Below are 14,408 nucleotides of genomic sequence, written 5' to 3' on the forward strand. Positions count from 1 at the left end.
ATGAAGCGCAATGTTCACTATGCTACCGGCAATACAAACTCAAGCGGGATCCTCATCAGCCTTTCCCTGTCGATGCTGGTTTCATCGCTGGGTGCCAGCATTGCCAATGTGGGGTTACCCACGCTGGCACAGGCATTCAATACCTCTTTCCAGGCAGTTCAGTGGGTAGTTATTGTCTACCTGTTGGCCATCACTACATCCATTATCGCCATCGGTCGCCTGGGGGACCGGATGGGGCGGCGTCGTTTGTTGTTGTTGGGAATTGCACTTTTTACCTTGGCGTCTGGGCTATGTGCCGTTGCACCGGGTATTTGGCTGCTGTTGGTGTCGCGCATTGTGCAAGGCGTGGGAGCAGCAGTCATGATGGCGATGACTATGGCGTTGGTGGGAGAGACGATCGATAAAGAAAACACCGGTCGTGCCATGGGACTGCTTGGCAGTATGTCGGCGATCGGCACGGCACTGGGTCCGTCTCTCGGCGGTGCGTTGCTTTTTGCTTTTGGTTGGCGGGCGATGTTCCTGGTTAATATCCCAATGGGGTTGCTGGCGTTTATTCTGGCCTATCGCTACCTGCCGAGGGGACATCAGCCGTCACAAAAAGATCGCGGCAGATTTGATTTGCCTGGCACCTTGCTGCTCGGGATGACGCTGGCCTGCTATGCGCTATCTATGACGCTGGGGCGTGGTGATTTCGGTGCCATTAATTTGGCATTGCTGCTGTGTGCTGCGTTGGGGATCGGAGTATTTGTGCGGTTGGAAAACGTCACGGCATCTCCCCTAATACAACTGGCGCTGTTCCGGCAACCGGGGTTGGGTATTGGGTTGGCAATGAGTGCACTGGTGATGACAGTGATGATGACAACGCTGGTCGTAGGACCATTTTATCTGACGCGTGGGTTGGGATTGACGGTGGGACAGGCCGGATTGGCAATGTCTGCCGGGCCGACCGTGGCGGCTTTGCTCGGCGTACCGGCTGGCCGATGGGTAGACCGTTTGGGTGTGTACAGAGTCACTGCTGCAGGTCTGGCGATCATGGCCGCAGGGGCGGGCGTGATGTCGATGATGTCGGTAAAGCAGGGCATCTTGGGTTATCTGGTACCACTTTGTTTGATCACCTTGGGATACGCGTTATTTCAGGTCGCCAACAATACGGCACTGATGAAGCATGCTGCTCCTGAGCAACGCGGTGTGATTTCCAGCATGATTAATCTCTCACGCAATCTTGGGTTGATCACCGGTGCTTCCGCCATGGGGGCATTGTTCATGCTGGCGGCGAACACCAGTGACATTAAACTGGCAACAGCGGATGCCGTGTCAAATGGCATGCGTGTGACATTCCTGGCGGCCGGCGTGTTAGCGGTCATCGCGCTGGTGATGACCCTCTGGACCCAAACAGCCAGTAAGCAGGGGGGCGATTACAGCAGATCACCTCGGTAGGCGATATGAATTTTGTTGCCATCAACGTCGCGGCTCAATGAGTGATAAAAAGCGAGAGGCGACGAAAACAGCCTGACGTTATCAGGCTTTCTGTAATTTCGTGCTAATGGATGTGGTTCCAGCGCAGTCTTTACCTCTCGTTATTGCGCAGCCACGCCACTGTATCTTTAAGCGTTTGCTCCACCGGACGGAATGTCAGCCCCAGCTCCCGTTCACTTTTGGTGTGATTGAAATGCGAGCGATTAGCCTCTTTTACCATCAGACGCACTGTTGCCATACTGAGCAATACCGGTTTTCCGCTGAGACGGGCATAGGCCTCCTGGAGCGTTGCCACTAAGTACAGTAACGGCAGTGGCAGTGTGCGCGTTGGTGTTTTGACACCGGCAATGTTCCCCAACAGCGGTACCAGTTCGTGCATGCTCATATGGCGTCCGGCAGCCAAATAGCGCTCCCCGCATTTGCCCCGTTCTGATGCCAGGATCATGGCCAGAGCCACATCCCGTGCGTCGACCACGGAAAAGCTACCTGAGACTAATCCCGGTAATTTGCCATGTATTACGTCATTCGCCAATTGACCGGAAGAGGTGGGACCAAGATCGCCTGGTCCCCACATCCAGCCTGGCAAGATCAGGCAGCCGTTCATCTCTGGATACTGTTGCAGGAACTTTAACACCACATCATCTGCCAGTATTTTACTGCGGTAGTAATCATCCGCATCTTCGGGGCGTCGCAAGCAGGTTTCATCGATCGGCATGCCGGGTTCGCCGTTGAGCACCGCGATAGAGGATGTATGCACAAAACGGCGGATGCCCGCGTGGTACGCCTGTTCAAGAAGTTGCGCGGAGCCATCGACGTTGATTGCTTTCAGTTGCGCCCAGTGACTACCGCCCTTGTAGTTATCACGGAAATACGCCGCGGTATGGAATAACACGTCACATCCTGGCAGGTATTCGGCGAAGGCGGTTACGTCGGTCATATTGCCCGAAATCAATTCGATACTGTCTGTCGTTCCAAACTGTTGGCGACCTTTTTCAATCGAACGTACCAACGCTTTGACGTGATATCCCTGAGAAACCAGCTCACGTACCAGGTTGTTGCCGAGCAATCCGGTCGCGCCGGTGACAAACGCCGTTTTTATTTTCATCATGATTAAAATCTTACGTGGCTTTCAAGTTTCAAGTGATATTTAAATCTAGAGCTAGAGCTTTAAAATATCAAGTGATATCTTGAATGCTTATAAAGCAGCGTTAATCAACATAGATTTGATACCTATGAGAATGATAAAAAAACGATTATCTCGCGAAGAGAGCCAGCAACAGACTCGGGAACGATTGATTGAAACCGCACGCCAATTGTTCACTGTCAGGGGATATGGTGGCACCTCTATTCGAGATATCGCCAGCCAGGCAGGTTATTCACAGGGGGCTTTCTATTCTAACTTTGCTTCCAAGGAGGATTTGCTGTTGCAACTTTTACAGCGGCATATGGAGTCAGAAGCAGAGCAACTTACCCACCTGACCCAAAGTAATACTGGCAGCGCGGAGCAGGTGTTAGACGCGTTGGCGGCCTGGTCGGCCACGTTAAACCGGGAAGTGGACTGGTGCATGCTGTCGATAGAACTGCAACTCCATGCTCAACGCAGTCCGTCCTTTGCCGTTGAATATCAAACCATCTGGGATGCCCACCAGGAAAGAATTGGCACGGTGATAAACTCTCTGTTTCAACAGCTAGGCAAGGTACCGCCAGCAGAACCCAATGAGTTGGCTGCTGCTTTTATGGCGATGGCACATGGGTTGGCGTTGCAACGCACGCACGCGCAAGCCGATCCCTCCGGCCGATTGATTATGCTGTTTCTGCGCAGTCTGCTGACGGCGCCACCAGCAGACTGATCACGTTTTTATCCAACGGCAGACAGCGAAAATCGGTCATGATTTGCTGCTCTCCTGCGGCACTGATCGCCGTAACATAGCGTTTTCTGAATTCTGTGGGCGTCATACGGCAATATTTATTGAAGGCGAAAATGAGCTGTTTGTGGCCACTGAAACCGCAGCTGTAGCTGATCTCGGTAATCGGGATATTGGTGTCTTTTAACAACAGTTTGGCTTTGTTTATCCTGATCATGGTCAGATATTCTTTAAAGTTGTAACCGCTGATCTTTTTGAATGTTCGTGAAAAATGGTGGTAACTGACACCGGCATTCTCAGCAATAGTTGCCAGATTGAGCTCATCGTCAAAATGTTGGTTGATAAACGCGATGCCATATTTGACCAACTGTTGATCTTTCTTTCTGACGGTAAGTTGTTGCCGTACAGACATTGTTTCCCCCGCAGACAGCAGTGCGCCCAGCAGTTGATAGACCAAGGCAATACGGGTAAATGACGGTTGTGAACCGATCACATGCTCCAGCAGAGCGATGACACTATGCCTAACCTTCAAGTCTGTCGCGCGTTCTTTCTGGGTTGCCAACAGCGCATAGTCCATGATGGGGGCTGGGTGTGTTTCATCGAACAAGTTGGGGGAGAATTGAATCGTCAGTAATTGACTATTGGGTTTGTGTGCTTCTAACGAATGAATTTCGTCCGGGTTGATATAAAGCAGGCTGCCTGCGGCGGCAACCGAAGTAGCATGTCCCAGGGTGACAGAGAACTCGCCCGACAGAATGCAGATCAGCTCGGGAGCTGAGTGCCAGTGGGGTTCGCAATAGTAAACTTCGGCAGCGAACACATTCAGTTTTTCTGCGTCAAACGAGATCAACTCATAGCCGCTCCCTTCATGGATCGCCGTAGATGCTTGCCGATGCGATTTTAGCCTTGGCTGTTGCGTGACAGAAAATGGAAACATCAGCTCGGTTCTCCATGGGGTAAAGTAGGGCGCGTTATGTTGCGCCCGTTAGCAACTATGTCCTAACGCGCGTATCCGCGTCAGGGTCTTGCAGCGCTGCGGCTAACTCTGACCGGGTTATATCAATGGCAAGGAATTCCGTTAGGGCAATAAACAATCCGCAAAACAGATCTGGTGCAATGGCTATCAATTTTTCTCTTACCTGTGATTCTGGCAAGGCATTTTTACTGACGAGCAGTTTAACCACACGATCAAAAGCAGGCGGGTTATTGATCAGTTGTTGCAGCGAATTGTCTGCTTTTAGTGGCAGATAATAGGGTTTGACGCACAGACTGACTGTTGTGCTGATCGCAATATCTCGTGATGAACGTGCGACGTGAAGGTGATATTCACCGGCGTCCACAACCCAGGCAGCAAGAGCAGGGTGGAAACAGGCAAAATCTTGCCAGTTAAGCACCAACGTCACGGTTTTGGTTTCGCCCGCGTTAAGGTGAACTTTGGCAAAGGCTTTCAAGGCTAGTGCTTCGCGTGTCAGCTCCCCTTGAGGGGCGGACAGATATAGTTGCACGATTTCTTTACCCGCCATTTTGCCGCTGTTGGTCACGTCAACACTGACGCTTAACGCATTGCCTTCCAGAAGTTGTGAAACCGAGGTCGTCAGATTGGCATAACTGAACTGGGTGTAGCTCAACCCAAAGCCGAACGGGAATTGTGGCGTGAGTTTACGCCGGTCATAGTAACGATAACCTACGAATATGCCTTCGCTGTAGTGATGTCGCAGGTTTTCTCCAGGATAACTGAGCCAAGCGGGCGTCTCTTCCAGCGTGTTTGGAACTGTTATCGTCAACTTACCGCTGGGGTTGGCATGCCCGAACAGAATGTCGGCCACTGCGCGGCCCATACCTTGTCCAGCAAAGAAGGTTTCCAACAATGCCTTGCAGTCCGATAACCAAGGCATGACCACGGCATCGCTATTTGCAAGCACCACCACCACGTTAGGTTGTTGTCGGGCGACGGCACGAATCAGCGCGTCGTGGCTAGGCAAGATATTCAGATCTTTGCGATCGCCATTCTCCCCATCTTCGCCAATGGCGGTGCTGACGAAAACGATCGCGATATCGGCGTTTCTGGCCACGTCGACGGCGTGAGCTTGGGCGTCTTCATCGATACTGTTATCTTCAGGAGTTCCGATGGCATATTGGATCGTGAAATCATCACCAGCCACGTCAAAAATTTCATCGAGGGGGCGGTCGAGCCTATAAGGCACCGTTGTCGCACAACCTGAGCCTTGGATCACCGGTTCTTGCGCCGGCTTACCTAACACCGCGATGGTAGTTTTTCTCCCGGCTTGCAGTGGCAGAATATTGTCTTCATTTTTCAACAGGACAATCGACTCTGCGGCAAGCTGCTGCGCAAGTCGGTGATGCTGGTGGTAATCAGCTTTGACGCCCACTTTGCGGTGTTGCTGTACTTTGTCGACCAACGTCAGCATCCGCATGCAGGACTCATCGAGGACGTTTTGTGGAATTTCACCCTGATTGATCGCCTGCAATAACGTCTGCTTATCGTGTTGAGTTTCCGGCATCGCCAAATCGTTCCCAGCCAGCAGGGAGGCAGGACGGTCTTTGATGCCGTACCAATCTGACATGACCAACCCTTGGTATTGCCACTCATGGCGCAATACGTGCGTCAGTAACCAGGGATCTTGCGACGTCTGCGCACCATTGAGCAGGTTATAAGACGACATCAGGGTCCAGGGATTGGACTTATCGATGGCACGCTTGAACCCAGACAGATAAATTTCACGTAGCGCACGCTCTTCAACCACTGAATCCATTTCGGTTCGTCGGTATTCCGAGTTGTTTGCAGCAAAATGCTTCAGGCTAGCGCCGACGCCACCGTTTTGTAAGCCATTGATTAACGCGGCGGCAATATCGCCACTGACGACGGGATCTTCCGAATAATATTCATAGCCGCGGCCAGCCAAAGGTGTTCGACGAATATTGATACCCGGTCCGAGTAAAATACCCACGCCCATTTCCTGGCACTCTTTGGCTAAGGCTTCACCCATTTGGTATACCAAGTCAATGTCCCAACTGCATGCCAGCGTGGATCCATTAGGGAAACATGTCGCTGGCTTTGATTGGCTAAACAGCGCTTCAGAACCGCCTTTTTGTTCCTCTTGTTCAACGTCACCAGCACTTTGCCCAATCACGGCAAGAAAGTCAGTGATGTTCCAGTTTTCCCCTTGTTCAATCTGGCTGGTGCTATAGCGGACGCCATAGGTACCATCAGTCATGACAATGTCACCAATACCATGTTGCGGGAAGGCCGCTGTACGCCACAGGCCGCTGCCGGTGAGCAGTGCCACTTTTTCTTCAGCAGTCATGGCGGCTATGATGGCGTGGAAATCTTTTTTCATGTGAAATACCTGTAGGTTACTGTGCAACAAGCTTGCGTGATTCGATGTCTTTGATGATGTTGCGATAGGTGTTTTCATCCAGCGCATAGAAGAAAATAAACACCATACCCAGTGCAAACATCAGTCCGGGGAACAGGGTCATCATCAGATTGATGCCGTTTAACGCGTTGGTGCTGATATGGTCAGAAGAGTAATCAAAGTAATCGAGCATCAGCCCGGCGCATCCACCACCAATCGCCATGGCAATTTTGGTGATGAAATTAAAGAAACCATAAATCGCGCCTTCGGTACGTACCCCATGTTTCCATTCGGCGTACTCGACGGTATCGGCGATCATCGACCACATCGCCACGAAGCCCATTCCCAGCGTAATACTGAACAGACACACGCCTGTCATCACCAGGTAGCTGTTATCGCCCGCCATAAAGTACTGGAAAGACACGCCGGCAATCCCCACCAGCAACGCCAGTAACACCATTTTCTTTTTGCCCATCAGGCTAATGAGTTTTTCTGACAGGATCGTGCCGACCACATAGGCCGCAGACTGAATAGCAAAAAACTTGGCGGTAAAGGCTTCATCACCCAGTTGGTACTTGATGAAGTAAATCGCGATAGCCATCCACACCGTGTAAGCGATATAAAAAAATACCGTGAACATCGACAGATTAATGAGCGGTAAATTGCCTGAAACCGCGGTAATCATCTCTTTGAGTGTCGGTGGTTTTTGGTCGGGCAGGCTAACGACTCGCTCTTTGGTCATGCCAAAACATGCCAGGAAAAAGAAGGTCGCTAATAAGCTGAAACAGCTGACGGCGAACACATACCCCATTTTCTGATCGGTAAACTGCGAGATCAGCAAGTCAGCGCTGGTAGAGACAATCAGATAACCGACTATAGCAAGCACAAAACGGTAGACCGACAAGGAAGCTCGCGACCCTTCATGTTGCGTCAACATATTGGTCATGGCGGAATAGGGTGTATTGACGGTGGTGTAGGCTAAACAGTAGACAGTGTAAGAGATCAGCGCGTAGTAGAACTTGAACTCGCTATCGAAGGTGCTGAAACACAGAACGGTCAGGATCCCCAGTGGCACTGCGCCATACAGCAGGTAGGGACGGAGCTTGCCGTGGCGGGTGTGTGTTTTATCAATAAAGTAGCCGATAAAGATATTAAACAACGCGTCAAGAATACGCGCGATAACAAAGATTAAACTCGCCTGGACTGCAGTAATGCCATAGATGTTGGTATAGAAGAACAGCAAGAAAAGAGAGACAAACCCAAACGAAAGGTTAGAGGCCAGGTCGCCAAACCCATAACCGATTTTTTCTCGAACGCTGACCTTCACATAGCTATCAGAGGTGATTTCAACTGCTGCTTTCATATTGCTCGCTCATTCAGATTGGCTTCGTCATGAGTATACCGAGGGGGCATTTGGCAGCTTGCCACCCTTTGTCGAAACAGTTCCTACTTTTTGCGCCAATCTGGCTTTGTGATGAAGTTGTGAATGCCGTCACAGGTGGGGGGGCGATATGACTTCTGCATGTGCATCCCACAGCTTCATCAATGCCGTGACGGCATCATCCAGCACTCGGTAGTGGATACCGTCACGCGCCAGCGTCGAGACGCCCAACAGGAAACTGTCAAACAGGGTAGCAATGACGGCAGGATCCGTCTGTTTCACCAGTTCGCCGGTCGCGATGCCTCTTTGAATACAGTGAATAAAACCGTTCAATGTACGTTGGCGAGAGTCTGTCAACGGTTTCAGCACGGCCGCATGTTCATCTGCCCCCCCGGACATTACGGCCAAAGCCACCATACAGCCTTTGGGATGATGCTCTTCGCATTGCATTTTAACCGAGCGTCGCAATGACGTTTCAATGGCTTGTTTTGGCGGCAGTGAATCATCCCACAATGCATCGTTGACCCGTCCATAGCTATTGAGATAGCAAGACACCGTCTCTTTGAACAGGGCTTCTTTAGACCCAAAAGCGGCATAGAAACTGGGTGCGGTAATGCCGCCGCCAATGTGCGCCTTAAGTTGTGCCAGAGAAGTGGATTCATAACCGTGCTGCCAAAACAGATGCAGCGCTTGTTGGACGGCCTGGTCCCGATCGAATCGGCGAGGGCGACCCATTTGTGCCATAACTGACTCCCTGTGTGCTAGTTATATACTGATCAGTATAAATGTGATTGACACCCTTATCATACCCGCTTAGCATTATTATACCACTCGATACATAAATCAATTTACGTGACGGATCTCTGTCTTGAACGTCAGTTCTACCGTCAGAATCCTGATAGCTCTGGCGACACACTGGCGCAGATAACTGTTGCCAATATATATACCGATTGATACATAATGAGGTTATTGATGAGCCAGATTCCAATGAGGTGTAGTGAAGAGAGGGAGATATCCGGGCAAGCACAGCGTTTGCCCATGGCGGCGCTACTGGCACTGGCCATGACGGGTTTTATTTGCATTGCTACCGAAACCTTACCCGCAGGCTTGCTGCCGCTGATCGCTTCCGGTTTACAGGTATCGCCTTCGTTGGCCGGGCAGATGATTACTGCCTATGCATTGGGTTCCGTGTTAGCCGCGATCCCGCTGACGCTTGCCACTCAACGTTGGCGTCGGCGTCGTGTTTTACTGCTGACTATTGCGGGTTTCTTTGTCTTCAACACGATCACTGCCTTGTCATCCCACTATGTAGTTACGCTGATCGCGCGTTTTTTTGCGGGTGCTGCTGCGGGGTTGGCGTGGTGCCTGCTCGCGGGTTATGCACGCAGGATGGTAGTGCCGCATCTGCAAGGAAAAGCCATGGCGGTAGCGATGGTCGGCACCCCCATTGCCTTATCACTGGGGGTGCCCTTGGGAACCTGGTTGGGGGCGGTTGTGGGTTGGCGCACAGCCTTTGGTGTGATGTCAGTTATGACGCTGGTGCTCATGGTTTGGGTGCAGGTAAAAGTGCCTGATTACCCTGGCCAAGTTGGGCCACAGCGGATGCCGCTGTATAAGGTATTGATCACACCTGGCGTCAGGTCAGTGCTGGGTGTCGTTATGCTGTGGATGTTTGCGCATAATATTCTCTACACCTATGTTGCTCCGTTGGTGACACCCGCAGGCCTGGTTAATCAGGTTGATGTGGTACTGCTTATTTTTGGCCTGTCGGCGTTGGTCGGGATCTGGCTCACCGGCCGGGTGGTCGACGGCCATTTGAGGAAAACGGTGCTGGCTAGCTTGGCATTATTCGCGGTGACGACGCTGTTGTTGGGGATTGGCATTCACTCTGCGGTCGTGGTGTATGGTGGAATGCTGCTGTGGGGCTTGAGTTTCGGTGGTGCCGCAACATTATTGCAGACCGCGTTGGCAGATACCGCCGGTGAAGGTGCGGACGCTGCGCTGGCAATGAACGTCGTTATTTGGAACAGCGCTATTGCCGTCGGCGGTTTCTTTGGCGGTATCTTGCTTGATCGCTTCGGGGCCGAGTCATTCCCTTGGGCATCGTTGATCTTAATATTGGGCGGTTTGGCGCTGGTGCTGGCGGCCAAACGCCATGGTTTCTCTGCTGAGGCACGCCAAAGCTAATTGCGGCAGGCATTTCAGATGGCGCTAACCGGGCGCGCCATCTGATCTCAGACGTTATCCACTCGTGGGTTAGAGTGGGTCGGTTGGCTAGGATACTCAACCTGGTGCTTATGCAGATAGTCGCGTATGAGCTGACGGATCACCTGAGAAGGGGTGACGTCTTGTTGCAGACACAACTCTTCCAACGCTTTTTTCTTATCCGGATCAATGAGTACGGTCAAACGCGCCGTTTTCTTTTCCATGAGGGTGACTCCAGAGAATGATAATCAAAGGGTAATAACAAGCGCGCCGAGTTGCCTCAGCTAAAATGCAACCGCTCAATCTTGCGTGACAGATAACCAAGATCGCAATTGAAGCTCGGTCCAATCTCGGCAGAAAGGCGGCGCAGTAAGCTTAGCGGTGTTTCGACATCGGCAGGTGATGCATAGATAATCACATTGCCACTTGGCGCGACACAGTACAAAACAGTGTTAAATACGCGGTGTAAACTGTGGTACAGCAATGAGTCCTCATCGGGGACTTCATGGTAATTCAGCACCAGCCAACCCTGTGGTGAAAGCCGCGCGGCACATTGTTCGAGAAAGTGCTGGGTACCCTGTTGAGGATCCATCGTAAAGGCGCTGTAGAGGTCAGAAAAAATCAAATCATAATACCGCGTTGCGGCAGCCTGCAAAAAATCGGCGGCATCCGCGACGTGCAAAATCACCGTTTGGTCCGCAGGTAGCGTGAAATACTGACGAGCAACAGACACGACTGCCTGACGCAGCTCTACCACTTCCAGCAGCATATTGGCGTCATAGGCGTGCAGTGCACGTACCAAACCGCCACCTCCCAGCCCCAGAATTAGCGCAGCAGAAGGCGGTTGCCAGGCCACAGCCATCAGCATGGTTTTAATGTAATTGTGAACCGGCACCTGTGGTGCGCTGATACACATTTTGCTCTGCTCGCAGATGCCGTCAAAACGCAGGGTCCGGTAGCCTTTATGGTCGGACACAATAATTTCACCACAGTGGTCTTGTTCCCGGGCGATCACCTGACCGCGAGGAGTGAAATCCAGGGTATTAAGCAATTTATCAACCAAAGACATAACGTTTCGTTGAGCCTCCATCAGAAAAAACAACCTTACTTACGGGCACACATAAATTCGGCAGTACAGATACGACGGCCATTGACCGTGGCGCGGCCAGTAAAGCGTGCAAGGCCCGAACGTTGTCGAACAAAAGCGACGTCCATACGAAGTTGGTCACCGGGGCGGGCAGAACGGTAGAAGCGGGCATGATGAATGGCCGCAAAGTAATAATGTTCACCGGGGAGCAGCGGCTTTAGAAAGTAGTGTGCCAGCAGCCCTGTACTCTGCGCCAAAGCCTCCACCATTAATATGCCGGGGAAGACGGTTGTTTGGTGATGACCAGTCCAAAATGTGGGTTCATTGGCGGTAATGTTTTTGATGGCGCTTAGACGACCCTCCGAAATAGAGGTGCCGTCAGCCAGAATACGATCGACCAGCAGACAGGGAAATCGGTGTGGCAGGATGGATTGAACGTCCTGGTACTGTAGTGGATTACCATTCAGCGGCATGATTGATCTAGGTCCTGTCAGCGGAAGAGTTCAGCTTGCGCCAGACTCTGCGCTTGTCGAAGTGTAATAACATTATAATGTTATTATCATTAGATGGCACTAAGTGAAATTCGAAAAGTGATAGCGATGCACCTTTAGGTGACGGCGTCACTTTAAGTAGGCGATAAAGTACATATTCAATGAATTGATTTTTAATGTTTTATTTTAACAAAAGGCAGAGAGGTAGCCGCCATTGGGACATGGCGGCTGAAGAGGATCAGTGCTTGTAGCGTGTCAGTTTATCGAGGTAACCCATGACGAATGCGGAGAGCACAAAGGTGAGGTGGATGATCACATACCACATCAGCTTATTGTCCGGCACATTCTTGGCATCCATAAACACGCGTAACAAGTGAATAGAGGAAATGGCGACAATTGACGCGGCAACCTTGTTCTTCAGAGAGGTTGCGTCCATCTTGCCCAACCAGCTCAGTTTTTCTTTGTCGTCGCTGATATCGAGTTGCGAAACAAAATTCTCGTACCCTGAGAACATCACCATTACCAGCAAGCCGCCAACCAATGCCATGTCGATCAATGAAAGCAGAGTCAGAACCAGGTCTGCTTCGGCGATGGAGAAAATGTTCGGCAGAACATGAAGGATCTCCTGGAAGAATTTTATCGACAGTGCCAACAAGGCCAAAGACAGGCCAAAGTAAACTGGAGCAAGCAGCCAGCGAGAGGCGTACATGGCATTTTCTAGAAAGCGTTCCATAGTCATCTGAGTTCGTTACAAAAAGTGGGGCGTAGTATAACGCAAGAGGCCTGGAAAAAGGCAAGTTGCCGTGGCTCGATTGAGGGGGCCATCCCTGGAGATGAATACGTCCCGGCGCCATTGAGTTATTCACCCTAATAATAAGATATTAAAAAGATGATTACTCCATCATAAATTATTTCATCAAAATATATTGAGGTATCTGAAAATCATACTAGCATTTAAATGCTGCGATATGATGTTGCGGTAATTCTATATATCGAAATTTTATTTCTATATAACGGAAATGAATTAACCTACTGGAGATGGATATGGACAGTTCCCTAAATGGAAAGACCAGCGGTTGGGATGATGTTAATGATTTGCTGAATTATCATAATAGAGGTAATGATTTAACCATCAATAATAAGCCTTCTTTCGGTGTGGAAGAGGCTGGCAAGCAAATAGCGCGTAGTGAACAAACCTGGAATGGTATTCATGTTACTGGCAAAGGCGCTACCGTCACTTACTCATTCCCAGACTGGGATTATAATCAGAGTAATTTAAATTTCCGATTTGGCGTCAACAATCAAGATACCGGACTTAGTGCCTTTACTGCGGAGCAAAAAGCTCAGGCCAAACTTTCTCTGCAATCTTGGGCTGATGTCGCTAACCTTAAGTTTGTTGAGGTTGCCCCGGATCAAAAGTCCAATATTACCTTCGGTAATTATGAGGGTTCTGGCCAGGCTTATGCAATTAAGCCCTTTAGCGGTGCGGGTAACGACTATCGTGGGCATAATACCGATGGTCAAAGCTGGTTCAATATCAATTACGACTACGCTGATCCCCGAGATGGGGTTTACGCCAATCTGCATCCTGAATTGGGTAACTACGGTCGTTTGAGTATCACCCATGAACTGGGGCATACGTTAGGGCTGGATCATCCTGGTAAATATAATGCCGATGAAAATAACCCACCCAACTATAGCATGGCGAATTACGCCGAAGACACGCGTCAATTCAGTGTAATGAGTTATTGGAATGAGTCACTCACCGGTGGCGATAACGGCGGTCATTATGCCGCAGCACCGTTGGTTGATGATATTGCCGCTATTCAGTACCTCTATGGAGCCAATACGACTACGCGCACCGGGGATACGGTGTACGGGTTCAATTCTAATACCGGAAGGGATTTCTACACGCTGACGGACAGCAACCAGAAACTGGTGTTCTCTGTCTGGGATGCAGGCGGTAATGATACGCTCGATTTTTCCGGCTATTCACAGAACCAACGCATCAACCTGACAGAAGGTTCCTTCTCTGACGTTGGCGGGTTGAAGGGCAACGTGTCCATTGCTCTGGGCGCTATCATTGAAAATGCCATTGGTGGTTCCGGCAATGATGTTATTGTCGGTAATAACGCTGCCAATATTATCCACGGTGGCGCCGGTAATGACGTTATTTACGGTGGCGGTGGGCAGGATCAGTTATACGGTGGTAGCGGTAACGATATTTTTGTTTTCTCAGCGGTAAGTGATTCACCTTTCAAATCGCCTGATAAGATCATGGACTTTGAAACTGGTATCGACAAGATTGATCTTTCCTTCTTTAATCACGGCGATAAAGGTGCGGGCTTTATTCATTTTGTTGACGATTTCAGCGGCCAGGCAGGGGAAGCACTGCTGACTTATAATTCACAAAGTAATTTAAGTGAACTGGCGTTGAATATAAATGGTCAGGCCGCGCCAGACTTCTTGGTTCAAATTGTAGGACAGGCGAATACGGCGACAGACTTTATTGTTTAACTCTTACAC

The 14,408-nt window shown here is 50.4% G+C and carries 13 protein-coding genes; 4 read left to right on the forward strand and 9 right to left on the reverse strand.

Going from position 1 to position 14,408, the window contains the following annotated elements:
* Positions 1–1,437: an MFS transporter gene (locus SGR01S_RS00505; protein WP_061806187.1), complete on the forward strand. Its 1,437-nt coding sequence runs from the start codon at positions 1–3 to the stop codon at positions 1,435–1,437.
* Between the two features lie 130 nt (positions 1,438–1,567).
* On the opposite strand, the gene SGR01S_RS00510 is transcribed toward SGR01S_RS00505, so the two are convergent.
* A complete protein-coding gene (locus SGR01S_RS00510) occupies positions 1,568–2,584 on the reverse strand; it encodes an SDR family oxidoreductase (RefSeq protein WP_061806188.1) in 1,017 nt (338 codons plus the stop codon).
* A 124-nt stretch (positions 2,585–2,708) separates the two neighbouring features.
* Here SGR01S_RS00510 and SGR01S_RS00515 point away from each other — a divergent pair, with 124 nt between their 5' ends.
* Positions 2,709–3,326: a TetR/AcrR family transcriptional regulator gene (locus tag SGR01S_RS00515; RefSeq protein WP_061806189.1), complete on the forward strand. Its 618-nt coding sequence runs from the start codon at positions 2,709–2,711 to the stop codon at positions 3,324–3,326.
* Here the strand turns inward: SGR01S_RS00515 and SGR01S_RS00520 are convergent.
* The 4 genes from SGR01S_RS00520 to SGR01S_RS00535 all read right to left on the reverse strand — a co-directional run bounded on the left by SGR01S_RS00520 (position 3,280) and on the right by SGR01S_RS00535 (position 8,843).
* Positions 3,280–4,278 (reverse strand): helix-turn-helix transcriptional regulator, encoded by a 999-nt coding sequence (locus SGR01S_RS00520; protein WP_061806190.1) that lies wholly within the window; start codon positions 4,276–4,278, stop codon positions 3,280–3,282. The two genes, SGR01S_RS00515 and SGR01S_RS00520, sit on opposite strands and share 47 nt — an antisense overlap.
* A gap of 55 nt (positions 4,279–4,333) precedes the next feature.
* Positions 4,334–6,700, reverse strand: coding sequence for a beta-glucosidase family protein (locus tag SGR01S_RS00525; protein WP_061806191.1), 2,367 nt, complete (start codon positions 6,698–6,700; stop codon positions 4,334–4,336).
* A 16-nt stretch (positions 6,701–6,716) separates the two neighbouring features.
* A complete protein-coding gene (locus SGR01S_RS00530) occupies positions 6,717–8,081 on the reverse strand; it encodes an MFS transporter (protein ID WP_061806192.1) in 1,365 nt (454 codons plus the stop codon).
* 129 nt (positions 8,082–8,210) lie between these two features.
* Positions 8,211–8,843, reverse strand: a complete 633-nt coding sequence (locus tag SGR01S_RS00535) for a TetR/AcrR family transcriptional regulator (protein ID WP_037415078.1) — start codon at positions 8,841–8,843, stop codon at positions 8,211–8,213.
* A gap of 228 nt (positions 8,844–9,071) precedes the next feature.
* On the opposite strand from SGR01S_RS00535, the gene SGR01S_RS00540 reads away from it, so the two are divergent.
* Positions 9,072–10,286, forward strand: a complete 1,215-nt coding sequence (locus SGR01S_RS00540; protein WP_061806193.1) for an MFS transporter — start codon at positions 9,072–9,074, stop codon at positions 10,284–10,286.
* 47 nt (positions 10,287–10,333) lie between these two features.
* Here SGR01S_RS00540 and SGR01S_RS00545 read toward each other — a convergent pair whose 3' ends face one another.
* The 4 genes from SGR01S_RS00545 to SGR01S_RS00560 all read right to left on the reverse strand — a co-directional run bounded on the left by SGR01S_RS00545 (position 10,334) and on the right by SGR01S_RS00560 (position 12,615).
* On the reverse strand, positions 10,334–10,528 hold the full coding sequence (locus SGR01S_RS00545) for a ribbon-helix-helix protein (protein ID WP_037415083.1): 195 nt from the start codon (positions 10,526–10,528) through the stop codon (positions 10,334–10,336).
* Positions 10,529–10,584: 56 nt separating this feature from the next.
* Positions 10,585–11,373: a spermidine synthase gene (locus tag SGR01S_RS00550; RefSeq protein ID WP_061806194.1), complete on the reverse strand. Its 789-nt coding sequence runs from the start codon at positions 11,371–11,373 to the stop codon at positions 10,585–10,587.
* A 35-nt stretch (positions 11,374–11,408) separates the two neighbouring features.
* Positions 11,409–11,864, reverse strand: coding sequence for a 3-hydroxyacyl-ACP dehydratase FabZ (gene fabZ / locus SGR01S_RS00555; protein ID WP_037415089.1), 456 nt, complete (start codon positions 11,862–11,864; stop codon positions 11,409–11,411).
* 256 nt (positions 11,865–12,120) lie between these two features.
* Entirely contained in the window at positions 12,121–12,615 is a 495-nt protein-coding gene (locus SGR01S_RS00560; RefSeq protein ID WP_037415911.1) for a TIGR00645 family protein, read from the reverse strand.
* Positions 12,616–12,926: 311 nt separating this feature from the next.
* On the opposite strand from SGR01S_RS00560, the gene SGR01S_RS00565 reads away from it, so the two are divergent.
* Positions 12,927–14,399, forward strand: a complete 1,473-nt coding sequence (locus SGR01S_RS00565; RefSeq protein WP_061806195.1) for a serralysin family metalloprotease — start codon at positions 12,927–12,929, stop codon at positions 14,397–14,399.
* Positions 14,400–14,408: the final 9 nt, after the last annotated feature.

This window comes from Serratia grimesii NBRC 13537 (assembly GCF_001590905.1).
Classification (GTDB): Bacteria; Pseudomonadota; Gammaproteobacteria; order Enterobacterales; family Enterobacteriaceae; genus Serratia; species Serratia grimesii.